Genomic DNA, 25,027 nt, shown 5'->3' on the forward strand with positions numbered 1-25,027 from the left:
GATAGGATCCTACAATCTGTATAGTCAAAAAAGACCGGAATGGTTTGAGCCATTCCGGTCATATTTGATCAACGGGAGAGCTGATCAGAACTTGAAAGCAGCTTCGACAAATACTTGACGACCGCGATTTTGTGTCACGACACGATCATCTCCACCGCCGGTGGGTCGGCCTAGCACATTGCCGGCGTCCAGAAACGGCCGGTCACCCACTGTATTCGCCCAGATTTCGTCGGTGAGGTTGACGCCAATAAGCGACAATTTCCATTTTGCTTCCGGATCGCCGACCGAGACTGAGGCGTCGAGAGACACATATTCGTCTTGGACGAAATCAGCGAAATTGTTGTTACCGGCGAAATAGGAACCACTATATGATGCGTTGCCATTAAGGCCAAATTCCAGTGCATCACCCACAGGGATTACCCAATCGAACGCGATATTGCCCGACCATTTCGGGGCACGAGCGGCCCGGCGACCATCGATGTCAATATCATCCGCGTTTCCGCCAACCCCGTCCGGCCCAGGATCTGCAAGAAATGTATCGGTAAATTTGGCGTCGGTATATCCAAAGGCTCCGGACAGGTTCAGTCCTTCAAGCGGTGTCCGCCAAGACCAGTCGACATCAAAGCCTTGGGTAGTCAGTTCGCCGGCATTGACGGTCAGGAAACGGGTATTGGCTCCATCAAAATTCTGAACCTGTAAGTCATCGAATACGTAATAATAAATTGACGTATTCACCCTCAACGCGCCGCCGCCTAATAATGCTTTCATCCCGACTTCGCCGCCTTTGGCGGTCTCGGAATCGTAAACGATTGAACTAAGTGCCGCTTCCCGCGCTGCTTCCGGATCGGGGAATAATGCGGGGAACATCTCAGCAAAGCCGGGAACGACCAATTGAACCGAAGCGGTTGGCAAAATGCTATTGTCTATACCGCCTGATTTAAAGCCGGTTTTATAGGAAGCATAGAAATTGAGATCAGGCGTTGCCTGATATTTCAAAGTGACTTCTGGCGAAATATTGCTGTCAGAAAATTTGATCGGGCCGGTGTTAAAACCTTCCGGAACAACCAGTCCCAATCCGCCAACGATCGGGTTCAGAAATGACAATGCATTGTGAACAAAAGGAAAGTTTGATCGATGTGTTTTCTGCTCGTCCGTCCAGCGTACACCGCCGGAAAGTTCCAATTGATCCGTAATATCCAGGGTTCCGCTGGCAAAGAAGGACAACGCCTCACTTTTTGTCGTCCGTTGCGCTACCCAGTCATAGGTAATTCCTCGTGAATCAGGGAACAGGAAAGTGCCGAGAAAAGCGTTTTGTGACGTTTCCAGAGGCTGTTTCCTGCTTTCCCAGAAGCCGCCAACCACAAAGTTGAACATGCCATCAAAGTCACTGGCCAGTCTTATTTCCTGCGTAAATTGCTCCAAAGCATCGGAGAAAGGCGCAGGAGCACCACCTGGCAAGCCATCGGCACGAACGCCTACATAGCTGAAGTGATCAAGATGCTCATTCTCAAGGTCAAGATAGCCGCTGACCGTTGACAATGTGAGGGTGTCGGAAATGTCGAGGTCCATCGCCAGTCGAGCGAAGAATGTCGTCGTCTCATTATAAGATTGGCCAACATACCGATCTGCGCCCGTCGTTCCAGGTGCGATTACCAGCAGATCAGGATTGCCATCGGGATGTGGGTATAGGCCGTCTTGAATGTCGCAAGTCGAGTTTGATTCAAAGAAAGTACCTGTGAGCGCAAAAAAAACAGGGTCAGCTACACCGTTCGCGCCGCAGTCTATGTCGGAATGGCCCAGCAGGCTGTCGCCTTCGTTGCGATTATAATTGACCTTCAGGTTGGCCGAGAAATCGTCGGTCGGATCCCATTGCAGCGTCACGCGGCCAACAATATTTTCCAGTCCCTTGCCCGAATTTGCGAACACCGATGGCGTACCTGCCTCCAGTTCCACATATTTCTCGATATTCTGATATTGGCCCGCGACCCTGATCCCCAACGTATCGTTGAGTGGTCCCGAAATATAGCCACCGATGGTGGTACCATTTTCCTCAAATTCCTGAGAAACCTTTACACCGGCTTCCCAATCCGGCGTCGGATTGGCTGATCGAACAGAGAAGACCCCGGCGGTCGCGCTTTTGCCAAAGAACAACGATTGCGGGCCTTTCAAAACATCAATCTGTTCGACATCGAAAAACGACGCTTGAACCAAACGCATCGTGCTCACTTGTACACCATCAAAGTCAAATGCTACAGCCGAGTCAAAAGCTGCCGAAATATTGGTCGTACCAACACCTCTTAGACTGATCTGACCGCCGGCGCCTGAACCACCTACTTGAACGTTAAGCGCAGGAACTCGGCTCACGACATCCGCGACTTCGTTGACCTGAAATTTGTCGAGCGTGTCGCCGCCAATAGCAGTGACCGTTACCGGTACTTCCTGTAGAGACTCAGTCTGTTTCCGCGCCGTCACAGTAATAATGTTATTTTCGTCCAGCTCTTCGGAATCCTGCGCGATGGCCGGTGTTGCGAAGCACGAAATGGCTAAGGTGGCGGCGGTTCCCAGCAAAATTGCTTTTACGGATTTTACAGAGATCTCGGATTCATCGCGTTTTGCATGTATGTTCATGGCTCTCTCCCAGTCCAGTCCATCATTTTTGTGACAAACTTTTGTTATTCGCTGGTTTGCCCAGCATTGTTGTAAGGAGAGATTGACGCGGGTTGCTTGCTTACTCAACTGGCCAAAAGGTCAAGAAAGCTACACTGAAAGAAATATTATTATATAAAATGATTGCCCTATAACACAATATATCACCGAAAATGCTTTGACGCGATGGGCCTGCGCAAGGCCTCGGTTTTATGGATACCTGAGTTCCGAAGATCCCTCAGTCTAATGGTGACTATTGCCCAAATAACCCAGTTGGGTCGCTTTGAAAACGGTCTGGGTCCGGTTAACCGATTCCAGTTTTTCGCCAGCTCGGCCAATATGATAGCGCACTGTTGATCGACAAACAGAAATTATCTCACCGATCTCTTCATCCGTTTTGCCGATGGAAGCCCATCGGATGCATTCCGCTTCGCGCTTGGACAAACCACAATCTGACGGGATGTGCTTTGATTTCCGGGATAGCGATATGTAGCCTGAGATAATCCGGCGAGTGAGCGTGCCTAGCAAGTTGCCATATTTGGCAAATTCCGTGGAAAAACTATCGGCAGATGCATATGTGGCCGGAAAACTATTTGCCGACACCTGACCAAAGGGCAAATGCACCGGTACGACAATTAACGCGTGATATCGGCCTTTCAGCTGAGCGAAATAATTGTGCAAATCAATATCGTCCAAGAAACCATTGGGCGCGTGACCATGAAAGCCATATTTGTCGCACCAGAACGGTTCGCTTTCATATCGGCAAGCGCGGGGAATTGCACAATGCAAGGCATATTGGGAGTCTTTCCACCAACGCTCGGTTTTTTTAACCCAGCCAAATATATCTGAGTTCAGACAATTACCGTCGGCATCCGCCATCGGTTTTCCCGACGATATGTCCGCGCAAAGAGTAACCCTGAAACCCCGTTTTTGCGCTATATTTTGCAGGTTAATAGCCGCTTGTCGGATATCTTCCGGTTTTCGAATGGAAACGCGTTCGAGCAACACTTCCAGGTCGCTGTCGCTCTCAAACTGATGTGTTTCCGCTAGCGCATTTGCCACCTGAAATTCCTCTCCCGAAGAAAGAAGACCGCATAAGGGTTTTGCCCCTTTTTCGATCAATATCTCTATCAACAGAGCGCTTTTTCAGTCGAAAAATCAACTCTCAATAGTGGCAAGGCCATCGTCAGAACTCATCCTGAATATACCGCGATCGTCATTACTGTTGACTGTCAACAGTCCTGCTTTGACCGCACAAGCGACCATGTGGGTCCGATTTCTTGCGCGCAGCTTCAGCCTTGCACTTTCAACATGCCGATCGACGGTGCGCGGCGATATGTCGATATGGCGAGCGACTTCCTTTGCGGATAGCCCCAGCGTAACATATTCCAGTATCTCTATCTCTCTGTTGGTGAGCATCGGATCATTTATCAATGTAAGTAACTGTCCCATTATAAGGTTTATCCTTTCGAAAATCTGCGCGGGGGCAATGCAGCAGAATTGAATCTACTTTTGAAAATGGGGGCTGCACTTTCGCGCAGCCCCAAGTTGGCAAGAGAAAATATTGAGGATATTTTTCCTTGCGGGAGGTCGTCGGGTCGTGTGGGTCGTGTAATAAATTGAAACTCAGTGTTAAGGCCGTGCATCGGCGTTTAAGGCGAGAATCTTCCGTTCAAGATTTTGCAGCGCATTTGCCTTTGTCTCGTTGACACCGTCGCTGATCTCGCGTCTCAAAGTTTCGGCAGCGATGCCGGGCAGTGAACATAGATTTTTCGCGAGAGCGAGATCCAAATCATCATGGTGAACAAATTGGGTCTTGAATTTAGCGCCTTTTGCATTGGCAACAAACGGCATGACAGCAACCAAAGCTGTCACAATCATTGCTGTCGTCAGAACGGTGCTGCCGATAAGCGATCCTTGCCTCCTTCGTCGCTTAAACATATAATTCGGGGGAAACATTATTTACTCCTTCTATGTTTTCGATAGCTGAATGGGTGTTCAACAAGCGCGCCCCCAATGGTACCATTGCGTGTCACTCAGCATGTTAACCAGCATGTCATTTCCGTTGTTTTTTTCATTTTCAGTATTAAACAGTAGCGCTGCAGATCGCCGGGCCGTGAATTATTGGCCCACCACTGGAAATGCCGATGGCCGCCGGTTGCAAATATAAGACGAAATAAATCTCGGGGGCGAGTAAGCGGAGCGACTATGAAAGACCTGGAAATCGAAGTGCTCGGCGGCTTGTCCGTGCGCTGCGAAGGTCATCCCGTGAAATTGCCCGCTTCACGCAAGGCGCGCGCAATGCTGGCGTTTCTTCTATTGACGGGAAAACCACAGCATCGCGAAAGGTTGTGTGACCTCTTTTGGGAGGGGCCCGATGACCCCAGAGGTGCGCTCAGATCAGCTCTTTGGAAATTGCGCAGGTTGCTCAATGAGCCAGAAGCAGAACGGATCGTGGCCGACCGAGAAACCGTTCGCTTCGAGCCGGTTTCCGTTCAGATCGACTATAAAAATTTGACGGAACGAGCCGAGCGCCAGCTAGAGCTCGCTGGTCAGGAATTTGCAGATGTTCGTGCAGCTCTAGACCAACCTCTGTTAGCTGGGCTCGATCTGCCAGATCATGATCATTATCAAGCCTGGCTCACGGCGATGAGAGAGGAAGCAGAAGCGTTGCGCGCTCGTCTCATGCCGGACTTGGGGGCCAGGACTGGCTCGCGGCTCGACAGAACCGGCCAGCTTCACTTGGCGCGGCAAAAAATCGGTTTTGCTCATACCAAAGGCGGGACTCGTATCGCATGGGCTCGTATTGGATCCGGGCCGCCATTGCTAAAAGCGGCCAATTGGCTGAATCATCTCGAGTTGGATTGGGATAGCGAAGTCTGGTCACCATTGTTTCAAGAGCTAGCACGCGATCATACTCTTATCCGTTACGATGGCCGAGGCAACGGGATGTCCGATTGGGAGGTGGCTAATCTAAAATTCGACTCATTCGTAACCGATCTCGAAGGCGTTGTGGCACAAAGCGGCATCGATCGTTTTCCTTTGCTGGGTATATCACAAGGCGCTGCGGTCGCGATCGAATATGCCGCACGAAACCCTGACCGTGTCAGCCATCTGATCTTATGGGGCGGCTATGCGGCGGGTTGGCGGGTTGATGATGAAAGTACTGAGTCGAGAGCCGAACGAGAAGCACTAATCACGCTGGTAGCAAATGGTTGGGGACGCGATGATGCCAGCTATCGCAACCTGTTTTCCCGGGCGCTCATCCCTGGCGCGACGGAAGCGGAGAGAACAGCGTTTGATGAATTTCAAAGGAAAACCGTATCGGCCGCCAATGCTGCCCGTTTCTTGGAAACCTTTGCGGATATTGATGTGCGCCATCGTCTTGACGCGATCCAATGTCGAACCTTAGTGATGCACGCCCGAGGGGACCAACGCGTTCCGGTTGCCAAGGGGGCCGAACTTGCCAGCGGGATTAGCGGCGCAGAGTTTGTTACGCTGCCGACCGATAATCATCTGCTGCTGGGCCGAGAGCATAGCTCCGAATTGTTTGTTGCCCATGTTCGCCAGTTTTTGTCGGATCAGGCGGGCACGGCGTAAACAGAAAGAAGGGGCCAGCTCGCTATGTTAACTTGGCCCCTTTTGTACTGATTTTCGCGATTAAAAGCGGAACGGTATGCGCGCGACGATGCTGACATCCGGTGCATCCTCGGTCACACCAAATTGGAAACCGAGGTTCAGCGATTGCTTTTGGCTGAGGCGATAAGACATGCCGAAGTTGAGCGATCCGACCTGGATGTCATTGCTTTCCTGCAACGTGTCGCCGAGCTGGGTTTTGGTCGAGAATATGTAATTATGACGATAGCCTAGCGAAAAGGAAAAGCGCGGATTAAGCGCAAAGCCAAAGCCGACGCTGGCGTTGATGGCGTCACCAGGATCAACCTTGCCGACCAAGACATCGCCGACGACCTTGTTGATGTTACGCTCGATATTCCACAAATAGCCAGTGCCGCCATAGATCACGACCGGGTCGGAAGGGAGCAGGAAGCTGAGGCTGGGCTGCACGCCCCAAAAGCCGGAACCGGTGGCCAGACCGGTTGCCACACCAAATTCGTCAAACGGAATTTCATAGGGGCTGGTTCCGGTATCGGTCTTGACGCGCAGGCCGGCGACCCAGATCGGGCTTTGTGGTTTGGGCCGGTTCAATTGATAGCGCAGCGAGATTTCCGCGTCACCAATGCCGGTTTCTTCGAGACCAACTTCGCGGGTAATCTGTTCGTCGCGCTGCTGGACAACCTGTATCCTGTCCTTGCGATAGAGCGCGGGTATGCGACCCTCGATTTCAAGCCGGTTGGTCAGGCCATAGCGCATGGCAAAAGTTCCGATAATGGTATCGCGGTCCGCGTCACTGGCTTCAATCGCGCCAATTTGAATGCCGGGGATCAACTCAATCCCGCGAAAGACGAGCCGGTTGGTGGAGGATCTGGTATATTCGATCGATGGATCGAGCACGAACTGCCCGCGCGGTGTCAGCACGCCTTGTCCCTCTGGCACGGCTTCGACCTTTTGTTCGATATTATTCGCCGCTGGTGGTGCCTCGCCAACCGGGCCATCCGGCATGGTCAGCTCGTCATCCGGTGATGTGCCGATTTGCACCGATGCGGTTTCGACCTGGCTGGGCTGAATGCCGGCTGCGCGCATTTGCGACAGGGCAAAAGGGGTTTCGACCGGCACGGCTGCACGCACCAGTTGATTGTGCAATTCCAGTTGCTTGATCTTGTCATTCTGCGACTGGATCAGCGCATTCTGGCTGGCGATCAGCGCTTTCTGTTCCGACAACTCCGATTGGATCGCCTGCAAGGCAGCAGTGATATTGGTTGTTTCCTGATCAGTGACTTTTGCCGCGGGCTTTTGGGCTGACGCTTGCATTGCCGGTTGTTCTATTGGTGGCTTTTCGGCTTGCGCGATTTCGATCGGCGCCTTCGCAGCCAATGGGGGATTGGCCGGCGGTTGTTCGATCGGCGCGACGGTCAGCGTGGTTGGAAGTTTCTCTGGCTCCCGCTGCTGCTTTACGACGGGCGATTGCAGCGCCTTTAATCGAGCGAGGATCCGGGCCGATTCTGCTTCGGCTTCGGCAGCGGTTAACGGGGGTGCAGGGCGCACCTGGTCCGTTGCGGTTTCGTCATCCGTGGCCGCCGAGGCTGATCCGCCATAAAAGGCGGCGACAGGAAGGGCGATAAAGGCGGTTAGGGGGATTAAACGTTGGCTAGTCATGGGTTTTCTCCGGACATGCTAGGCATGTGCATTTCAAGCGGCGGATAGCTCGCCGAGGCATAAATCTGCTGCGGGGTGAATGTCGGTGTCGACATCAGGCGTCATGCTGTCCTGATATTCGCCAGCAAGGCGGCACAGTCCGGCATTATCTGTGATGATCACCGAGTCCCGGCCATTAATTTCGATCAGGCCGCGGCGCGCCAGGTCGGTAAAGGTCCGACTGACCGTGTGCACCGTAAGGCCGAGGAAATCGGCTATGTCACTGCGCGACATCGGCACAAAAATATTGGGATCATCATTGGCTTGCTGCTTCAGGCACAACAGAAAAGCGGCCAGTCTTTCAGACGCTGTCCGGTGTCCCATGATGAACAGATAGCGCTGAGCCGTCGACATTGCGCGAAACAATATCGACACCGCTTCGTCCAGTTGCGGCTTTGGCGTGGAGTCGTCGGTAATGTCGCCGACCCGGTAACAGCGCACGACCACGTCCGTGACCGCCTCTGCTGCGGTGCCATAAGTGCCATGGTCAGCGCCGAAAACATCGCCGCTGAAAAAGAAACCGGTCAAATGCCGGTGGCCATCCATATGGAATCGGCAGGTGCGAACCGTCCCCTGGATCACTTCGTACCAGCGGGTGGCTTTCTGACCTTCGTCAAATATCAGTTGTCCTGCGCGAAACCGTAAAGTGGTCGAGCGCAGGTTAGAATGAAGCTCCTGCATCATGGCAGGTGCGGTGATTAGCGATTGCATCCGTGCTGTCTCCTCTAAGACTTCAGCACGACCCGATTTGTTCAATCCGCGTCGATATTCCCAGAATATCAACCCGGCCTCAGATGCGACCTTCTTGTTGTTTTGTGGGGATTATGTAGGGCAGCGACCCGGTAATCGTCCATCCAGCGATTCGCCTGTTTCGAACGCCAAGCGATTCTCCCTGCTGATTTTCACTAAGTAATTTTACCTATGGAATCCTGCGACTTTGTAAACTACCGTAAATTCAAGCAGTTGGCATGGACGTTTTTGTCCTATCCCGATTCTGTGGTATGAGAGTAGAAGTAAAACATCGCCGAACCACATAGTCATGGCGATGAGAATTACTGCGACGATTTGTTGGGGAGGGAACAACCAACAATTTATTCAGTCAGCCTGTTCGGGCTGCGCTATGTTGCGACTGACGTCTGCGTGCAGGAATAGTGCCGCGGGTGTCCAAAAGACTGATCAAATGGGGGCATTTGTTCGTCGGCAGGGTTCTATTCTGTCCGATACTATAGAAGGTAGGCCTCGTGATGTTACAGCAAGAGAGTTTGACCAATGGTCCCGTACTCACGCTGAGAGAGCATGAGATATTGGAATTTATTGCTCAGGGATTGTCGACCAAGGAAGTGGCGCAGCATATTGATATCGCGCCGCGCACCGTCGACCGTCATGTCGAGAATGTACGACTAAAATTACGAGCAAAGAACCGGACACATATGGTCGCTTGCGCTGTGATGGAGGGATTGCTGCGCGTTGACAACGAAGATCATGGCAAAGTGCTCAGTGATGATGCGCTGTAGGTAATATTGTCTATCGGCGCAGCATTGCCGCATATGTGAATGAATCTGTTGTCAAAATTGACCGGATCAGCCAAGTCTTTCGCTAATATTAGCGATCCGGAGTCTGACCAGCATGACAGCAAATATCGGCGGCACGACAACTGCAAAATTTGAACGTCTAAAAGACGAGTTCGCACGTAACTTTGCCGAGCGCGGTGAAGTCGGGGCGTCGGTTTGTGTCAGCGTTAATGGTGAAACGGTTGCTGACCTCTGGGGCGGCGTTGCTGATCCGGCGACCAATACGCCTTGGGAGCGCGATACAATTTCGATCGTTTTCTCTTGTACAAAGGCGGCGACAGCCTTGTGCGCGCATATATTGATTGATCGCGGCTTATTGAAGCTACACGCGCCGGTTTCGGACTATTGGCCTGAATTTGCCCAAAATGGCAAAGAGGCAACCACTGTCCAAATGATGCTCAACCACGAAAGCGCGGTTCCTGCGCTACGCGAACCGGTGAAACCGGGCGGCTATCTTGATTGGGATTATATGATCAAGCGGCTGGAGGATGAAGAGCCGTTTTGGGAACCGGGAACCCGTAATGGCTATCATATGGTCAGTTTTGGCTGGACGGTGGGAGAGCTGGTCCGGCGCGTTTCAGGTAAGTCGCTGGGGCAATTTTTTCAGGTTGAGGTCGCTGGGCCTCTAAATGCTGATTTCTGGATTGGATTGCCCGACGATATCACGCATCCGATCGCGCCGATCATCATGGCGACGCCAGATCCGTCGGCAGAGCTAAGCCCTTTCACCAAAAAACTGCTCACTGACCCGCAATCGATCCAGGCGCTTTCATTCCTCAATAGCGGCGGCTGGAACCAAAATGATCCTATAGCCCATAAAGCTGAAATCGGCGGGGCCGGGGGATTGTCCAATGCGCGCGGTCAGGTGGCGATGTATGAACCGCTTGCGCTTGGCGGTTCTCACAAAGGCGTGACATTGGTTTCACCCGAACGATTGGCGCACATGGGCCAAGTGTCCACAGCGACACAGATTGATGCGACCTTGCTTGCACCCACTCGCTTTGCCTCAGGTTTCATGAAATCAATGGACAACCGTGCCTATCCAGGCGGTGACCAAATGTCTGCCGTTATCGGTGATGCAGCCTTCGGTCATGTCGGCGCGGGCGGCTCCATTGGTTTTGCTGACCCGGATTATGGTTTGGCGTTTAGCTATACAATGAACCAGATGGGCATGGGATTGCTGCTCAATGATCGTGGTCAATCATTGGTCGATGCTACCTATGCGATATTAAACGAATCAAGATAGCTGATCGGGCCGCTTTATCTGGACTGAAAAACTAACAGTTTCAGAGCCATAGACCCGTTAACCTTATCCATTCGAGTTTGATTTATCTCCCTCGCGCTAATTTTCTTGCGCGGGGCAAACGCAAAGAAATGCCGTTGGGCATATAAGAGGTAAATATGATCGAGAACCAACGTCCAAGACCAGCTATTGTCATTGGTCCCCTAGGCGAAGCCATGACCAAGGATGATTTACCTCATCCGTCGACCACCCGGTGGGTCGTGCGCAGAAAAGCCGAAGTTGTTGCAGCTGTTAACGGCGGCATGCTGACTACCGATGAAGCGTGTGATCGCTACAATCTCTCGCTAGAGGAATTTATCTCGTGGCAGCAGGCGATTGAGCGTGCAGGTATGCCAGGATTGCGAGTGACGCACTTGCAGGATAACCGGGAACATTATCAGAGAGCCTGAGATCAAGGCGATTTGAAGCCGCTTGGTCAGCGGCAATATAGTGATCTCAACGGACGAATAGGGGGTCAGGCCCGTTTGTCCGTTGGTGATCCCAGACAGATATGGGACGTAATGCTGCTGACCTGTGACAAGGTACCGAGGACATCAGCATGAAAGGCTTTATACGCAGCCAAATCCGCAACCTCCACGCGCAGCAGATATTCCACTGATCCAGTGATATTGTGGCATTCGCGGACCTCTGGCGCGCGGGCAACGGCTTGCTCAAAGGCTTGGGCATCCTTTTTCAGATGCTCCGACAACCCGACCATGACGAAAATCGTGATAGCAGCGCCGCGAACGGCTGGATCGAGAATGGCGCGATAGCCTTTGATCAAGCCTTTGCTTTCCAGGTCCTGCACGCGCCGCAGACAGGCTGATGCAGACAGCCCAACCTTCGCGGCCAGATCGATATTGCTCAATCGGCCATCTTGTTCGAGTGCATGCAATATATTGCGGCTTATAGCATCAATTTTGGTCATATATTGCTTATGATGGCGATTTTGACGCCAATAGACAAGCACCTTGCGCCCAATTTGCGCTATTATTGTGTACTCAGCAATAATAGCAAGGATCATGACGTGGCCGCCTTTAACCTTACTGATTATGACATCTGCAAAGAGCGCGGCTTTCTGTCGTCATTCGACCCCGAAAAGATCGCGTTACCCCAAGACCTGGCAATCATATGCCAAGCCGCGATGGCATTGCCGAAAACCATCCCTTCGGGATCAGTGCGCCGCCATATAGAAGACCTGCCACGATTGGACCTGGCCGACTTTTGCGCGTCCGCCAGTTTGGGAGAAAGGCGCGTTGCGATGGTGCATTATTCCTTTCTCGTGCAGGCATATATATGGGGTGAGCCAGAGCCGCCGAGACATCTCCCCCAATGTCTTGCCGTTCCAATCTGGCAATTGGGCCAGTCCATCGGACAGCCGCCGCTCTTGACCTATTCCAGCTACGTGCTCGACAATTGGGCCCGGCTTGACCCGGAAGGTCCGATAGATTTATCCAATATTCATATGCTGCAACCTTTTTTGGGAGGGCAGGATGAGGCATGGTTCATACTCATTCATGTCGCCATCGAAGCCCGGGCCGGCGAAATGCTGGCGGCCATACCGGCGCTGGTACAAGCGTGCCGGAACGAGGATGTAGACACCCTGGAAACGGGCTTGTCGGCCATGTCCGCCGTCTGGGATGATATGAATGATATTTTTAGCCGTATGCCAGACCGTTGTGACCCCTACATCTATTTTCATCGTGTCAGACCCTGGATTCATGGATGGAAAGACAATCCAGCTCTTGCAGGTGGTCTAATCTACGAAGGCGTCGAAGAAACCGCCGGACAGCCGCAGATATTCCGCGGACAGACCGGGTCACAATCCTCTATCGTACCATCCATGGATGCCTTTCTGGGTGTTGATCATGCCGGCGATCCCTTGCGCACCTATCTCGATGAGCTGCATATCTATCGCCCGCCCGAGCATCGCAAATTTATTGATGATATTCGGGCGAACAGTGTTTTGCGACCCTTCATACAGTCAGTTGGTTCGTCGATGCTGGCAGGCCTTTACAATGAATGCGTGGAAAATCTGACCCGGTTCCGGACGCGGCATCTCGAATATGCCGCCAGTTACATCAACAAACAGTCAAAGGGCGGGGTTGGCAACACTTCAGATGTCGGCACCGGCGGCACACCGTTTATGAAATATCTCAAAAAGCATCGCGATGAAGCGGCGGCGCATATGCTTTAAACCGGCCAAGAGAAGGTAAGGGCGGTTTGCCCCGTGATCTCGGCAGACGACGCAAAGCGCCGTTCGATTATTAACCCATCGCCTTCATGGTCTATCACCACCACCGTGCTGCAACGCGTTCCATAAACCGGATTACGAATGAATATCGGCGAATATTGCGGGTGGCGGGCCAAGTCGTCTTTTGCGTAATTCTCGGCTTCGCCCTGCGGGAAATATGGCGTCTCATCCTGCAAGGCATTTAGAAGATGTTCGGGATTTTCCGCGCTGCCGTTCATCCATGTTTTCAGAGACATTTTGAGAGTGCCTGATTTTGGCCAGGGCCTTTCCAGTGGTCCATTGGAAAGATCATATATGTCTGCTGTCAAAGCTCCGCTAACCGGCTCGGGCTGGTTGGAGTGGATCAGCGCTTGGTCGCCTGAAATAGTAATCAGATTGAATGGATTGAAATCCTCAAACTCGGACACAGAAAAATCCGAATAGGAACCCTCGCCAGACAGAAAGTCTTTCAAAAGATCGCCGCGTGAGCTTTTCCCGCTATCGGGCGCACCATAACCGCTTAAATTTGTGACCACTGCAAAACGGCCCTCTTCAGAAACACCCAGCCATGTGCCGCCCGCTTTCGTATCCCGTCCGGCTAGCAAATGGGCTGGATTGTCCCAGCGGCTAAGCGGCGCTGCAGGTCGTGCGTGCATTTCATCGCGGTTACCGATCGCAATCAGTTTCCAGCGCGGATGGGATTGCCATGCAAAAGTAACGATACACATTGCGCTTCTATTGCGGACCAGGATGCATTTGGCGAGCGATATTCGGCCTTATTGGCTGGCAATAGCGCTTATAATCGTCGTCCTTTCCAAACGACACGCCCGATAATATTAACCTCTTGCGGCTCGACATCATCCCAGTCGGGATAGCGTATATTATCACTGCGGATCGACAATTTGCCGGACGGGCGCAGCGCCAGCCTTTTGACCAGCAGCACATCGTCCATGCGCAGAACATATATGCCATCGCGCAACGGCCGCTCGGCGGCACTGTGATCGACCATGATGTCGTCGCCATCGCATAAAGTTGGATCCATTGAGTCGCCGTCCACCACGATCAGAGATAATTTATCGGGATCGGTGCCAATTTGTTTCAGCCATTTGGCACCGAACGCCATGCTGTCTTGCGGGGCTTCATCGTCCGCCAGCGACCCGGGCCCAGCCGATGCACCGAGCTGGAGCTGTTTGATCCGCACCATATCCTGTGTGCCAACCGCCGACATTGGCGCGGACACCGAAGCAACGCCTCCGCCCAGAAGTTGTTCATCGACCGCATAAAATTCCGCGAGCTTCCGGCGGTCTTCCTCGTCCAGCTTTCGCGGTGTGCCGCGCTTTATATATTGCTGGATATAGGCAGGATTCTTGCCGAGAAAACGCGACAATGATGAAAAATCATCACCATTTTCCCGGATCAGCCGTTCCAGATTGGCGCGCGGAAGGTCGCCGGGGGCAAGAATATTCTGAGCCATGCCCTTATCCTATCGCCGCTGGCCGGAAATGGCAATAGGAAAAATCCTAGACATGTAGGAAATTACATTTCAGATAGGAAATTGCCTATCATAATCGAGTCGGCTGCGTCGCATCGGCGCAGAGATAGGCGCACTCGAAAGGAGAACAGCCCATGTATTTATTACGTGAAATAGAGAAGTTCATGGCGGAAACAGAGATGCCCTGGACCAAATTTGGTCGGCTTTCCGTGCATGATCCGCGCTTTGTCGAAGATCTGCGCAACGGACGCCAACCGGGTAAAAAAATTTCCCAACGTGCGGAACATTTCATGAACAAATGGCGGAATGATCATGCCTCTTAAATCAGATGTTCCCACGCTATGGGTAAAAAAGCCGAAGAACGTTACGGACCAGTTGGCCGAACAAATGCAGGCGCTGGTGGGACTGGATTATCAGGTCCGCCTGCTGCGGGAGCGGCCATGGGCAAGCATCACATTTTCCGGCGTACGCTGCCGCTTTGCTATTGCGCCGTTATGGAGGGGGAGCCCCGCCATCTCGCAATCTTGTTGCGCCCGGTTGCTCGGCCACTCCTACGATCTGCACGGTCATTTTGTTGCGGATCTGGTGAGCGAGCGACCCGATGATGACGCGGATCAGACGGTCACTATAGAAATATTGGCGATCGATGATCCGGTGGCATAATAGTATATTATTCCTGCCTACCGCTTTGCGTTTAGCGTTGCGCCGTCATTTTCTCCAAAGTTCCCAACGCCGCCTTCAGGGCCACGTCCATATCCGCCTGGCGCTCGTCTAACGCCGAAGCTGCTGGTTGTCCCACTTCTCTGAGCGGGGTGGGTGCAAATGCCGGTGCTTCGCGAACCTGATCGTTCGCAGGTGCTTCGCTGTGCTGCGAAGCGGCCGTTGCCGGTTTCGAAGCGATGTCCGTCGTTCCGGTGCCGATACCTTCCAACTGTTTCAAACGGCTCAGACCTGCTTCCAGGCGCTCGGCCAATTGTGCGATGTTTAGATCGGACAAATCTTCGGCGGGTACTGTAATTTTTGGCGCTGGAATATCGGGGGCTGGCACCGAAACTGTTTCAGGTTCCATCGGTGCCGGTTCGGCAGGCTGCTCATCATCTGCAACGCTCTCAGCTGGCTCTGGGGTGATATCTTGCGCCGCTTCTTCCACGGCCATTGGTTCCCCGGCAGCCTCTTCCTCAAACGGTTGAATGGTTTCGGGCATAGTGCTGTTTGCTTCTGCGACGCTAAAAATCGATGGCCGTGCGGCCTCTTCTTCGTCGTCCAGTTTCCGCAACTGCGGCAGATCGGCAAGGTCCATGACTCTGGCCTTGTCCTTTTTCGGCTTCTTGAGAAATTTGGTCAGCGATTTGGCATCAAATTTGGGTAATGCAAACCGGCTTTTCTTGGCACTGGCCGTTTCTTCTGACTCCAGTTCAACCGGATTAGCGGCGTTAATTTGTTCTCGAAGTGCGACGCCCATGTCAGAGCTCCCTTTGCGATTTAGAAAAAAATATATGGCGGATGCCGATACCAACCCGGCCATGATGGCGATCAGGCCGCGTGCAGTATTGCCAAGCGGCGGTGCGGCAGCGGGAAGAATTTCTGATAATCCGCTCGCGCCAATGACGGACTCCAGATAGACGTGCGGCATCGTGACGATCACCAGCGCGGCGCCGACGCCCGCGGCGACCGCCATCACCGATATCTTATGAGCCGTCAGATTCTGCTGTGTCAATTCCACTTCATTCTCCACCATCTCAGGCTGCTCGGCGATAGGATTTATGTGCGATCAACCTTTGGTAAACAGGTTTGTAACGCAAAATGTTTGACGACCAGTTACGATCCGCCTCCACAAAATTCCTCGCTGTTTCAATTGTTTGCGGCCATTGGTCGCGATTTTTCAGTAATTCGCCCAGTTTTTGAGCGATTTTTTCCGGTGATCCAGCCGGAAACAAGGTGCCGGTGACACCGTCTTCGATCAGCTCGCGATGGCCGCCAATATCGGATGCCGCCACCATCCGGCCCTGCGCCATGGCTTCAAGCGGTTTGAGGGGCGTGACCAATTCGGTCAGCCGCATTGATTTGCGCGGATAGACCATCACATCCATCAAACCATAATAACGCTCAACGTCCTCATGCGCCACGCGGCCGGTAAAGGTGATTGCGGGCGATGCAGGCGAGGCGGCGACTTGCTGTTTCAACGTCTTTTCCATGGGTCCACCGCCGACCAGCAACAAATGCGTGTCAGGGCCCAGGTCCCGCAATAACGGCATCGCCGCAATCAGATCATCAAGCCCCTCATAGTCGTAGAAGCTGCCAATAAAGCCGAGCACCGACTTGTTCGTCAGGCCCAATTGGGTTCGCAGAGCCTCATCCGGCGCAGGCGGTTTGCCAAACAGGCGCATGTCGACCCCATTAGGCGATACGGTTATTTTCTCTTTCGCCACGCCGCGCGCCACCAGATCGGACTTCAGACCTTCGCAAATGACAGCGACGGCGTCCGCTCCGTTGACCACATGGTTTTCAAGCTGCCGGGTCAACCAATAGCGTGGGCTGCCCTCGCGTCCGGTTCCGTTGCCGACCGCTGCATCTTCCCAGAAAGCGCGAATCTCATAGAGCAGCGGTAGTCCTGTTTTTTGTGCAACCCGCAAAGCCGCCAGCCCATTAAGGGCCGGCGAATGGGCATGCAAAATATCGGGCCGCCATTCCTCCACAACTTCGCCGATTCGGTCAGCAAAGACCGATATCTCGCGCCATTCCCGCACAGGTGATGGCCCGCCAACGTCGCTTAGCGTTCTATAAAAATCCAACCCATCGGCCTGTTCCAGCGGCGCAGTGGCTTCAAATCCATGCTGATTCTGACGGACGCCGGTTACGCCCGCGACATGTAGACCACTGGCGATTTGCGCCTTCATGATCGCCCGTGTGCGAAAGCAATAGCCGCTGTGTAGCGGCAGGCTGTGATCCAATATGTGCAAAATCCGCGTCATCGCACCTGTTTCTGCATGAAAAGGATTAACGTCCCGTCAACCCAAATCCGGTATCGCGCATCCATATTGCCATGAATCTGGAGCGAGAGCTAAGGCCGCGAAAACCCGAATGATCGACAATTTTTCCATCGCTTTGACTCATGGTCTGCTGTTGATTGCGGTCTGGCGGCTGATTCACCGTCCTGATCTTGACATCGAAGATCCGCCCGAACCGGATGCTGAGCCGCGAGGCTTTTTTGCTCCCGAGAGCAAACCTGATGCGTGATCTGGTCTTTGTCGCGTATCTTTTGGCGCTCCTCTTTCTGGCGTTTAAACGCCCTTTTAGCTTCACCCTGATCTACACTTATATCGACATTGTCGCGCCGCAGCGGCTGAGCTATTTTCTGCTCAACTCGGTGCCGCTTTCGCTTATAGTGTTCGGCATGGCGTTTCTTGGGTATCTGGTTGCAGATGACAAGAAAGACAGCCGCTTTTCGGTGCGGCAGGGGGCGATGGCCCTGCTCCTGCTTTATTGCGGTTTGACCACCTTTACCGGCGCCCTGCCAGAGGACGCGATGGAGAAATGGGACTGGGTGTGGAAGGCGCTGGTGTTCGCGATTTTCCTGCCGCTGACCTTGCGCACCAAATTACGGATTGAGGCGCTGACCCTGTTCATGGTGCTGTGCGCCGCGACGCTGATTATCACTGGCGGGATCAAGACGCTGGGTTCCGGTGGCGGTTATGGCGCGCTGGTCCTTCTGATCGATGATAATGCCGGATTATATGAAGGCTCGATTATCTCGATGGTGGCGATTGCGATCATCCCCTTGATGCTGTGGCTGTCGAAACATGGCACGATTTTTCCTCCTGACTGGCGGGTGAAATATTTCACAATGGCGCTGATCTTCGCCGCGCTGCTGATCCCCATCGGAACGCAGGCGCGGACTGGTTTGGTATGTATCGCCGTGCTGGCCGTGCTGCAGCTGCGCTTTGTCAAATATCGCTTCCTCTATGCCGGTCTTGCGGTCACGGTCGGCCTGATGGCGATCCCGTTCCTGCCGCAGAGCTTCTCGGAACGCATGGGTACGATCCAGAATTACAAGGCCGATGAGTCCGCCTCGACCCGTATCGCGGTGTGGGAATGGACGATCGCCTATGCCAATGCCAATCCGATGGGCGGCGGGTTTAACGTCTACCGGCTCAACAAGCTGCGTTATGAACTGGCCCCGGACAGGAATGATGACCAGCTAGAGCAAGATTATGATTACGCGCTGGAGGATGATGGCCCGATCGAAGTGGTTGACGAAGGCCGCGCCTTCCACAGCAGCTATTTCGAGATGCTTGGCGAGCAGGGCTATCCGGGCCTGTCTCTGTGGTTGTTCATTCATCTCGGCGGTATCTGGCGCATGGAGGTGCTGCGGCGGCGTTATCGCAAGAGCGAGAAGGACAGCGAGCTGTGGATTGCACCGCTGGCCACCGCGCTGTCCAATGCCCATATCATCTATATGGCCGGCTCGCTGTTCGTCGGGGTCGCGTTCCAGCCCTTTGTCTATATGCTGGTTGCCCTGCAAATCGGTCTTGATACCTATTTGAGCCGCCGGGCGCAGGAAGCAAAAGCGCGCCCGATTGGCAAGCCGCTGCCGAGCGGTAGCGGTGGATGGTCGCAGGCGGCTTCCTGATGCGCCGTCTTCTATAAAGCAGAGGGCTTATAAAGCATGTGACAGGCGCGCGCCGTCCGCTACGGTTACCACATGACATTGTCCGCCGAGCCTCTTTCCGTCACCACCACCACCGAACGCTGGCCGGTCAACGGGTCTTTCATCATCAGCCGCGGTGCCAAGACGCATGTCGATGTCGTCTTGTGTACGGTCAGCGATGGCACCCATATCGGCAGGGGGGAGGCCACACCGATCTATTATGAAGGAGAAAGCGCTGAAAGCTGCGCTGCCGCGATCACCGCCTTTGCGGACAGCCATGACGGTTTCGACCGCCTGACTCTGCTGGACCAGATGCCGCGCGGCGCGGCGCGCAATGCACTGGATTGTGCGCTATGGGATCTTGAATGTCGGCAGCATGGTCAGGCTTTGTGGCAGCATGCCTTTTTACCCGAGCCAAAGCCGCTGACCACCGCCTTCACCATCTCCCTGGGCGATCCCGCCAAGATGGAAGCCGATGCCCGTGCCGCATCAGGTGCCCATAGTCTGCTCAAGCTCAAACTGTCTGGCGACGATGACCGGGGCCGCGTCGCCGCTGTCCATCGCGGAGCGCCCGATGCCCGCCTGATCGTTGATGCCAATGAGAGCTGGAACAACCTTGATATAGCCGCCGAAGCCGCTGCGCTGTTTCCGCTGGGTGTCGAGCTGATCGAGCAACCGGTGAGCGCGGGCCGCGATGACCTGCTTACCGGTGTCCGCTCGCCGATTCCGCTTTGCGCCGATGAAAGCTGTCACACCAGCGCCGATGTCCCCGGCCTTGCGCGCTACTATCAGGCCGTGAATATCAAGCTCGACAAAGCCGGCGGCCTGACCGAAGCGATCCGTATTGCCGATGCCGCAGAGCAAGTCGGGCTGAAACTGATGGTGGGCTGTATGCTTTCCACGTCGCTCGCCATCCGTCCCGCCTTTGCGCTGGCCCAGCGGGCCACTTGGGTCGATCTCGACGGCCCCCTGTTACTCGCGCAGGACCGCCGGTCCGCCGTGCAATTTGCGGGCGGTGCGGTGATGCTGGGTGATGAAAACGGGTGAAGCAGCGATCTGGCGGGGTGATATTACCGCCCCAATCACGTTATCGGGCCGATCGATCCGACAGGATGGCGCCGGGATTATACGCTTTATACGCGAGAGGCGGTAAAAGCGATGCGCATGCCATCGGACAGGGATCAGCCCGCAATCAGCCGGTTTTGCGGGGTTTGTCCTCAGAAAGCTCCCACATCCAGCCGGCGGCATATTCGCTATGCTGTTTGATATAGTCGCGCGCTATCTTAGCACCTTCCGGGTCCTCCTCGCGTTCCTTTTCGTTCCAGTCCAGCGGACCATGTTCCACCCGGTCGAGAATGCTGTCCCATTTGGTCAGCGCAAATTCCCGCGCCATCGGATTGCGCCCAATGCGTGAGGGATTGGCGATCAGGAACTTGGTCAGGTTCTCGTTAAACACCCGCTTCTCGCCAATCTGCTCGCCTTTCCAGAATATCGGCTGGGCGACACCGTTAATGGCGCGGTCCACCGCTTCATGGGTAATTTGCCGCAACGCATTTTCCAGCGCCGCCTCCCAGGCGAGATCAAACGGCGTCCCCGCGAGCCGCGCGCGCAGCTTATACGCGCTGTCGCGGGTCATATAGACCGACTTGGCTGCGGTGGTCACCGAACCAGACGCTGCCAGCGCTTCGAGAAAGCTGCGCATCTTGGGCTTGCTCCAGCCATTATGCTGCGGCCGCAACGTGGGTTCGGGCAGATCCTGTTCGCTGGGGATGTGAGGGGATGAGGTCATGGCGCTTTCCTTTATGGTAATAGATGACACCACATATAACCCATATGGTACATTGTAGGAAAGCCGGAAATGGCCCGAAGACCTGTTTGCGACTAACCGCTCTGAAGAGATGCAAGATCGTTTTTATGCCGCCAACCATGCGATTCGTCTAAAACTCTATGCTGCAATATGCAGCGCCCCTCAGGATTATCTTGAAATCTTGCCCGAGGACCGCGACGCAAGCTATCACTTTCATAATGGCTTCCCGATCGGTCCAAACGTGATTGAAACCAAGCGGGAAACATATATTGTCTGGTTTACGCCAAATCGGACATCGCTTTTCTTGGGTTTGAATTGTGATCGCCGGGCGTTATGGCTGCGGGATGTTGGCATAATCATATGTCGCGATTCCATTATCCCGAAGCAAAGAACCTATGACATGAGTGATCTTCCAAACATTTCTCCTACGCGCCAGCTTGGGCAATCCGGTATTGAAGTAACATCCATGGCGTGGGGCATGTGGCGCTTTGCGGGGCGGGATGTTGCAGAGGCGGCGCGCTTGGTTCATGCGGTGCTGGATTGCGGGATTACGCTTTTTGATACCGCCGATATTTATGGATTTAACGGGACTGACGGTTTTGGCGATGCCGAGTCGTTATTTGGCGAAGTCCTGTCCAAGGACAAGGGCCTGCGCGACCGGATGATCGTGGCGAGTAAGGGCGGTATCATGTTGCCGCTACCCTATGACAGCAGCGCCGCCTATCTGGAGACAGCGATTGATGCGACATTATCACGGCTGGCTCTCGACACGATTGCGCTTTGGCAAATTCACCGGCCCGATATTTTGGCGCATCCACAGGAAACGGCGCGCGCACTGGAGAAAGCGGTCCAGTCCGGGAAGATCCAATGCGTTGGCGTATCCAATTTTACCCAAAGCCAGATTGCCGCACTGAACCATTTTCTCGATCAGCCCATTGTCAGCACACAGCCGGAAATTTCGGCTCTGCGCATCGACCCGATGGAAAATGGCGAGCTGGATCAGGCGATGGTGATGGATATGACCCCGCTGGCTTGGTCACCGCTTGCGGGCGGGCGGATTGCGTCACCGGATGATGACCGCGCCCAAGCTGTCGCCAAGGAACTGGACCGGATTGCCGAAACATTTGGCATCAGCCGGGCAGCAACGGCTTATAGTTGGATCATGGCGCATCCATCGCGCCCGATTCCGATTATCGGATCGCAGCGGGCTGACCGGGTCGCCGACGCCATGGATGCGATGACGGTGCAGTGGAACAGGCAGGACTGGTATGCAGTGCTGGTCGCCGCAAGAGGCGTGCCGCTGCCTTGATTAAGCCGCGTTCGTTAACTTGCGGTCTTCGCCTTGAGCGCGGACTCTTTCGGCAGGACAGCATCGACGCGGAGCATTGCCAGCGCGGCTATCACCAACACTGATGCGGCAAAAGCCATGGTCCAGATCGGCTCGGTCGGGAAAAACGCTTTCATGATCGAGCCCATGACCGTGGCCACCAATAATTGCGGCACAACGATGAAAATATTGAACAGTCCCATATAGATACCAAGCTTTCGTTGCGGCAGGCTAGAGGCCAATATCGCATAAGGCATGGCCAATATCGATGCCCAGGCGATGCCGATGCCAATTTCGCTGATCAGCAACAAGCTTTTGTCGCGCAAGATGAAAAAGCTTGCATAGCCCGCGGCCCCGCAAAGCAGGCAGATGATATGGGTTTTGGCCTTGCCAAACTTGCCGGCAAGCCAGGGGAGCAGGGACAGCGCTGCCAAGGCCGCAACGCCGTTATAGACCGTGAAGAGCACGCCCACCCAATTGCCCGCTTCCTGATAGCCGGCGCTTTGCGGGTCTGCCGAATTGAACACATATTGGGCGACCACCGGCGTGGTGTTGATCCACATGATGAACAGCGCAGACCAGCTGAAGAACTGAACGACTGCCAGTCGCTTCATCAAATCCGGCATGCCAGAGAAATCACCGACGATGCTGCTGAGCATATTGTTGGAACTGCCGCCACGGGCGAGCATGATCCCCCCGATGCTGGCGGCGCCATAGCCCGCGAGCAGGGCGCCGAGCAGATAGACTTCTTTTTCGAGACTGAATTGCGCCACTGCGAGCATCACGGCAATGCCCGCCCCGATCCAGACAAAGCTGGAAGTGAAGCTTTTTGCGGCTAGCGCGCGGATGGTGTGGCCTGCCTCTTCTTCGCTGGCGACGCCATCAAAGGCAGCCATTTCCTCTGGACTATATTCTTCGGTCAGGAACACCGTCCACAATACCGATAGCAGGAACATGATCCCCCCGAACCAGAAGGCATAGCGTACGGTATCAGGGATCCCGCCATCCGGGGCCACGTTGGAAACACTGAGTTGTTCCAGCACCCATGGGAAGATCGACCCGACAACCGCACCCGCGCCGATAAAAGCGGTTTGCACGGCATAGCCCGCGCTATGCTGGTCCTTTCGGAGCATATCCCCGACAAAGGCGCGAAACGGTTCCATCGAAATGTTGATTGAGGCGTCGAGAATCCAGAGCATCGCGACCGAGAACCACAAGACAGTCGATTGCGGCATGACGAGTAGGGCGATAGTGGCCAATATTGCGCCCGCCAGAAAATAGGGACGCCGCCTGCCAAGCTTGCCGAGCCAGGTCTTGTCGCTAAAATAGCCGACAATCGGTTGCACCAGCAATCCGGTTAGCGGAGCGGCGATCCACAGGACCGATAGATTATCGAGCTCTGCGCCCAGTGATTGGAAAATCCGGCTCATATTCGCATTTTGCAATGCAAAGCCGATTTGAATGCCGAAAAAGCCGAAGCTGATATTCCATAGGCCCCAAAAGCCCTGCCGTGGTTTCTCCGCCATAATCCTCTCCCCTAGCGCGGTTATAAGGCCGCGTCGTCAAGCGTTGGTGGCAAATTGTAGGCGGCCATACAATGCGGCAGCTGTTGTATACGTATGCTTTATGCTTTCGAAGCGGCCGAGGAATCGCGGATCATGAGATTAACCGGAAGCGCGAAAGATTCCACCTTTTCCCCGCTAATTTGTTGCAATAGCGCGGTCACGAGCGCTTCGCCCGCCGCCTTCAAATCCTGGGTCACGGTGGTTAGCGGCGGCGCGGTCATGCTGGATGCGGGAATATCGTCAAAGCCGACCACCGCGACATCATCCGGGATTTTCAGGCCCGCATCCTGCACCGCGCGCATCGCGCCTATGGCGATGAGGTCGGATGCCGCAAAGATCGCGTCAAATTTCTGGCCGCTGGCGAGCATGGATTGCACAGCTTCGGTGCCGCTTTCCTCGCTGCTAATCCCGTCTCGCTGCAAGGCCGGATCAACGGCAATTCCCGCTTCGGTCAATGCGTCACAATATCCCAGCCAGCGGGCTTCAAATTCGGGCGCATGGCTGGATGCGGTGCCGATAAATGCGATATTCCGGCAGCCATTTTCCAACAAATGCTGGACTGCCTTTTTACCGCCGCCGCGATTGTCGGACCCCAGTGTCAATCCCGGCTCGTCGGTTCCGGCAAGGCCCCAGCGCACGAAATGTGTCCCTTGTTCCACCAGATGGGTGAGCCGGTCGCGATAATCTTCATAGTCGCCATAGCCGAGCAAGATGATACCGTCTGCGCGGTGGCTATCCTGATAATCCGTGTGCCAATCGCCGGAAAGCTGTTGGAACGAAATCAAAAGATCATAACCCTTCCGGGCACATTGCCGGGTGATTGATCCCAGCATCGAGAGGAAAAAGGGGTTGATATGGCTGTCATCGGGCGTAGGATCTTCAAAGAATAGCAGCGCCAGCGTATTGCTTTGCTGGGACCGCAGGGAAGACGCGTTTTTGTCAACCTTGTAGTTAAGCTCTTTTGCAATTTGCTGAATTTTTTCGCGTGTCGCGGGGCTGACCGACGGACTGTTGCGGAGCGCGCGCGAGACAGTTGGCTGCGACACGCCGGCCAGATAGGCTATGTCGAACGATGTCGGTTTGCGTGATGGCACGCTACCCATGCGCTGTCTCTCCCGACATGCCGAGGCGGTTGCCGGCATG

Annotated in this window: 25 protein-coding genes; 11 read left to right on the plus strand and 14 right to left on the minus strand. The window is 54.3% G+C overall.

The window, feature by feature from the left end; genetic code table 11:
• Positions 1–84: 84 nt before the first annotated feature.
• From J4G78_RS13485 to J4G78_RS13500, 4 genes are all read right to left on the minus strand, one after another.
• Complete coding sequence (locus J4G78_RS13485; protein ID WP_207987049.1) at positions 85–2,628, minus strand: TonB-dependent receptor; 2,544 nt, start codon at positions 2,626–2,628, stop codon at positions 85–87.
• A 261-nt stretch (positions 2,629–2,889) separates the two neighbouring features.
• Positions 2,890–3,708, minus strand: coding sequence for a helix-turn-helix transcriptional regulator (locus J4G78_RS13490; protein WP_207987050.1), 819 nt, complete (start codon positions 3,706–3,708; stop codon positions 2,890–2,892).
• Positions 3,709–3,804: 96 nt separating this feature from the next.
• A complete protein-coding gene (locus J4G78_RS13495; RefSeq protein WP_207987051.1) occupies positions 3,805–4,098 on the minus strand; it encodes a response regulator transcription factor in 294 nt (97 codons plus the stop codon).
• A gap of 180 nt (positions 4,099–4,278) precedes the next feature.
• Positions 4,279–4,605, minus strand: coding sequence for a hypothetical protein (locus J4G78_RS13500; protein ID WP_207987052.1), 327 nt, complete (start codon positions 4,603–4,605; stop codon positions 4,279–4,281).
• Between the two features lie 249 nt (positions 4,606–4,854).
• On the opposite strand from J4G78_RS13500, the gene J4G78_RS13505 reads away from it, so the two are divergent.
• On the plus strand, positions 4,855–6,246 hold the full coding sequence (locus J4G78_RS13505; RefSeq protein WP_207987053.1) for a bifunctional AfsR/SARP family transcriptional regulator/alpha/beta hydrolase: 1,392 nt from the start codon (positions 4,855–4,857) through the stop codon (positions 6,244–6,246).
• A gap of 60 nt (positions 6,247–6,306) precedes the next feature.
• On the opposite strand, the gene J4G78_RS13510 is transcribed toward J4G78_RS13505, so the two are convergent.
• Positions 6,307–7,920 (minus strand): transporter, encoded by a 1,614-nt coding sequence (locus J4G78_RS13510; RefSeq protein ID WP_207987054.1) that lies wholly within the window; start codon positions 7,918–7,920, stop codon positions 6,307–6,309.
• 33 nt (positions 7,921–7,953) lie between these two features.
• A complete protein-coding gene (locus J4G78_RS13515) occupies positions 7,954–8,670 on the minus strand; it encodes a helix-turn-helix domain-containing protein (RefSeq protein ID WP_207987055.1) in 717 nt (238 codons plus the stop codon).
• 533 nt (positions 8,671–9,203) lie between these two features.
• Here J4G78_RS13515 and J4G78_RS13520 point away from each other — a divergent pair.
• The 3 genes from J4G78_RS13520 (at position 9,204) to sciP (ending at position 11,222) form a co-directional block, all read left to right on the plus strand.
• The gene (locus tag J4G78_RS13520) at positions 9,204–9,473 is read left to right on the plus strand and encodes a helix-turn-helix domain-containing protein (protein ID WP_207987056.1); all 270 of its coding nucleotides are present in this window, start codon (positions 9,204–9,206) and stop codon (positions 9,471–9,473) included.
• Between the two features lie 112 nt (positions 9,474–9,585).
• On the plus strand, positions 9,586–10,776 hold the full coding sequence (locus J4G78_RS13525) for a serine hydrolase domain-containing protein (protein WP_207987057.1): 1,191 nt from the start codon (positions 9,586–9,588) through the stop codon (positions 10,774–10,776).
• A 155-nt stretch (positions 10,777–10,931) separates the two neighbouring features.
• Positions 10,932–11,222: a CtrA inhibitor SciP gene (gene sciP / locus J4G78_RS13530; RefSeq protein WP_207987058.1), complete on the plus strand. Its 291-nt coding sequence runs from the start codon at positions 10,932–10,934 to the stop codon at positions 11,220–11,222.
• Between the two features lie 65 nt (positions 11,223–11,287).
• Here sciP and J4G78_RS13535 read toward each other — a convergent pair whose 3' ends face one another.
• A complete protein-coding gene (locus tag J4G78_RS13535) occupies positions 11,288–11,836 on the minus strand; it encodes an Lrp/AsnC family transcriptional regulator (RefSeq protein ID WP_243457095.1) in 549 nt (182 codons plus the stop codon).
• A 3-nt stretch (positions 11,837–11,839) separates the two neighbouring features.
• On the opposite strand from J4G78_RS13535, the gene J4G78_RS13540 reads away from it, so the two are divergent.
• Positions 11,840–13,009 carry a PrnB family protein gene (locus J4G78_RS13540; protein ID WP_243457096.1) on the plus strand — a complete coding sequence of 390 codons (1,170 nt, stop codon included), beginning with the start codon at positions 11,840–11,842 and terminating at the stop codon, positions 13,007–13,009.
• Here the strand turns inward: J4G78_RS13540 and J4G78_RS13545 are convergent.
• Together J4G78_RS13545 and J4G78_RS13550 are read right to left on the minus strand one after the other, a co-directional pair.
• A complete protein-coding gene (locus J4G78_RS13545) occupies positions 13,006–13,773 on the minus strand; it encodes an NRDE family protein (RefSeq protein WP_207987060.1) in 768 nt (255 codons plus the stop codon). The two genes, J4G78_RS13540 and J4G78_RS13545, sit on opposite strands and share 4 nt — an antisense overlap.
• Before the next feature lie 68 nt (positions 13,774–13,841).
• Entirely contained in the window at positions 13,842–14,519 is a 678-nt protein-coding gene (locus J4G78_RS13550; RefSeq protein ID WP_207987061.1) for a S24 family peptidase, read from the minus strand.
• Positions 14,520–14,671: 152 nt separating this feature from the next.
• Between J4G78_RS13550 and J4G78_RS13555 the strand changes: the two genes are divergently transcribed.
• The gene (locus J4G78_RS13555) at positions 14,672–14,860 is read left to right on the plus strand and encodes a hypothetical protein (RefSeq protein ID WP_207987062.1); all 189 of its coding nucleotides are present in this window, start codon (positions 14,672–14,674) and stop codon (positions 14,858–14,860) included.
• Positions 14,850–15,200: a hypothetical protein gene (locus J4G78_RS13560; protein WP_207987063.1), complete on the plus strand. Its 351-nt coding sequence runs from the start codon at positions 14,850–14,852 to the stop codon at positions 15,198–15,200. Before J4G78_RS13555 ends, J4G78_RS13560 begins: the two co-directional genes overlap by 11 nt.
• 31 nt (positions 15,201–15,231) lie before the next feature.
• Here the strand turns inward: J4G78_RS13560 and J4G78_RS13565 are convergent, their stop codons facing one another.
• Both J4G78_RS13565 and J4G78_RS13570 read right to left on the minus strand, forming a co-directional pair.
• A complete protein-coding gene (locus J4G78_RS13565; protein WP_207987064.1) occupies positions 15,232–16,260 on the minus strand; it encodes a hypothetical protein in 1,029 nt (342 codons plus the stop codon).
• 16 nt (positions 16,261–16,276) lie between these two features.
• Positions 16,277–17,509: a TIGR04063 family PEP-CTERM/XrtA system glycosyltransferase gene (locus J4G78_RS13570; RefSeq protein ID WP_207987065.1), complete on the minus strand. Its 1,233-nt coding sequence runs from the start codon at positions 17,507–17,509 to the stop codon at positions 16,277–16,279.
• A 109-nt stretch (positions 17,510–17,618) separates the two neighbouring features.
• Here J4G78_RS13570 and J4G78_RS13575 point away from each other — a divergent pair, with 109 nt between their 5' ends.
• From J4G78_RS13575 to dgcA, 3 genes are all read left to right on the plus strand, one after another.
• The gene (locus J4G78_RS13575) at positions 17,619–17,774 is read left to right on the plus strand and encodes a hypothetical protein (protein WP_207987066.1); all 156 of its coding nucleotides are present in this window, start codon (positions 17,619–17,621) and stop codon (positions 17,772–17,774) included.
• Positions 17,767–19,167 (plus strand): putative O-glycosylation ligase, exosortase A system-associated, encoded by a 1,401-nt coding sequence (locus tag J4G78_RS13580; RefSeq protein WP_207987067.1) that lies wholly within the window; start codon positions 17,767–17,769, stop codon positions 19,165–19,167. The genes J4G78_RS13575 and J4G78_RS13580 overlap by 8 nt, the downstream gene beginning before the upstream one ends.
• A gap of 72 nt (positions 19,168–19,239) precedes the next feature.
• Positions 19,240–20,232 (plus strand): N-acetyl-D-Glu racemase DgcA, encoded by a 993-nt coding sequence (gene dgcA, locus J4G78_RS13585; protein ID WP_207987068.1) that lies wholly within the window; start codon positions 19,240–19,242, stop codon positions 20,230–20,232.
• A gap of 145 nt (positions 20,233–20,377) precedes the next feature.
• Here the strand turns inward: dgcA and J4G78_RS13590 are convergent, their stop codons facing one another.
• Positions 20,378–20,974, minus strand: coding sequence for a hypothetical protein (locus tag J4G78_RS13590; protein WP_207987069.1), 597 nt, complete (start codon positions 20,972–20,974; stop codon positions 20,378–20,380).
• Between the two features lie 418 nt (positions 20,975–21,392).
• Here J4G78_RS13590 and J4G78_RS13595 point away from each other — a divergent pair, with 418 nt between their 5' ends.
• Complete coding sequence (locus J4G78_RS13595) at positions 21,393–22,301, plus strand: aldo/keto reductase (protein WP_207987070.1); 909 nt, start codon at positions 21,393–21,395, stop codon at positions 22,299–22,301.
• 14 nt (positions 22,302–22,315) lie between these two features.
• Here J4G78_RS13595 and J4G78_RS13600 read toward each other — a convergent pair whose 3' ends face one another.
• Positions 22,316–23,845, minus strand: coding sequence for an MFS transporter (locus J4G78_RS13600; RefSeq protein WP_207987071.1), 1,530 nt, complete (start codon positions 23,843–23,845; stop codon positions 22,316–22,318).
• Between the two features lie 98 nt (positions 23,846–23,943).
• Positions 23,944–24,987 carry a LacI family DNA-binding transcriptional regulator gene (locus J4G78_RS13605; RefSeq protein ID WP_207987072.1) on the minus strand — a complete coding sequence of 348 codons (1,044 nt, stop codon included), beginning with the start codon at positions 24,985–24,987 and terminating at the stop codon, positions 23,944–23,946.
• Positions 24,988–25,027: the final 40 nt, after the last annotated feature.

The sequence above is a fragment of the Parasphingorhabdus cellanae genome (assembly GCF_017498565.1).
GTDB classification, from domain to species: Bacteria; Pseudomonadota; Alphaproteobacteria; order Sphingomonadales; family Sphingomonadaceae; genus Parasphingorhabdus; species Parasphingorhabdus cellanae.

Coding starts and splice junctions, on each gene's coding strand:
- J4G78_RS13485 (WP_207987049.1), bottom strand. CDS start 2,628: ATGAACATACATGCAAAACGCGATGAATCCGAGATCTCTGTAAAATCC.
- J4G78_RS13495 (WP_207987051.1), bottom strand. CDS start 4,098: ATGGGACAGTTACTTACATTGATAAATGATCCGATGCTCACCAACAGA.
- J4G78_RS13535 (WP_243457095.1), bottom strand. CDS start 11,836: ATGATCCTTGCTATTATTGCTGAGTACACAATAATAGCGCAAATTGGG.
- J4G78_RS13570 (WP_207987065.1), bottom strand. CDS start 17,509: ATGACGCGGATTTTGCACATATTGGATCACAGCCTGCCGCTACACAGC.
- J4G78_RS13590 (WP_207987069.1), bottom strand. CDS start 20,974: ATGACCTCATCCCCTCACATCCCCAGCGAACAGGATCTGCCCGAACCC.
- J4G78_RS13550 (WP_207987061.1), bottom strand. CDS start 14,519: ATGGCTCAGAATATTCTTGCCCCCGGCGACCTTCCGCGCGCCAATCTG.
- J4G78_RS13545 (WP_207987060.1), bottom strand. CDS start 13,773: ATGTGTATCGTTACTTTTGCATGGCAATCCCATCCGCGCTGGAAACTG.
- dgcA (WP_207987068.1), top strand. CDS start 19,240: ATGACATTGTCCGCCGAGCCTCTTTCCGTCACCACCACCACCGAACGC.
- J4G78_RS13580 (WP_207987067.1), top strand. CDS start 17,767: ATGCGTGATCTGGTCTTTGTCGCGTATCTTTTGGCGCTCCTCTTTCTG.
- sciP (WP_207987058.1), top strand. CDS start 10,932: ATGATCGAGAACCAACGTCCAAGACCAGCTATTGTCATTGGTCCCCTA.
- J4G78_RS13605 (WP_207987072.1), bottom strand. CDS start 24,987: ATGGGTAGCGTGCCATCACGCAAACCGACATCGTTCGACATAGCCTAT.
- J4G78_RS13575 (WP_207987066.1), top strand. CDS start 17,619: ATGATCGACAATTTTTCCATCGCTTTGACTCATGGTCTGCTGTTGATT.
- J4G78_RS13500 (WP_207987052.1), bottom strand. CDS start 4,605: ATGTTTCCCCCGAATTATATGTTTAAGCGACGAAGGAGGCAAGGATCG.
- J4G78_RS13520 (WP_207987056.1), top strand. CDS start 9,204: ATGTTACAGCAAGAGAGTTTGACCAATGGTCCCGTACTCACGCTGAGA.
- J4G78_RS13595 (WP_207987070.1), top strand. CDS start 21,393: ATGAGTGATCTTCCAAACATTTCTCCTACGCGCCAGCTTGGGCAATCC.
- J4G78_RS13560 (WP_207987063.1), top strand. CDS start 14,850: ATGCCTCTTAAATCAGATGTTCCCACGCTATGGGTAAAAAAGCCGAAG.
- J4G78_RS13555 (WP_207987062.1), top strand. CDS start 14,672: ATGTATTTATTACGTGAAATAGAGAAGTTCATGGCGGAAACAGAGATG.
- J4G78_RS13515 (WP_207987055.1), bottom strand. CDS start 8,670: ATGCAATCGCTAATCACCGCACCTGCCATGATGCAGGAGCTTCATTCT.
- J4G78_RS13525 (WP_207987057.1), top strand. CDS start 9,586: ATGACAGCAAATATCGGCGGCACGACAACTGCAAAATTTGAACGTCTA.
- J4G78_RS13505 (WP_207987053.1), top strand. CDS start 4,855: ATGAAAGACCTGGAAATCGAAGTGCTCGGCGGCTTGTCCGTGCGCTGC.
- J4G78_RS13510 (WP_207987054.1), bottom strand. CDS start 7,920: ATGACTAGCCAACGTTTAATCCCCCTAACCGCCTTTATCGCCCTTCCT.
- J4G78_RS13600 (WP_207987071.1), bottom strand. CDS start 23,845: ATGGCGGAGAAACCACGGCAGGGCTTTTGGGGCCTATGGAATATCAGC.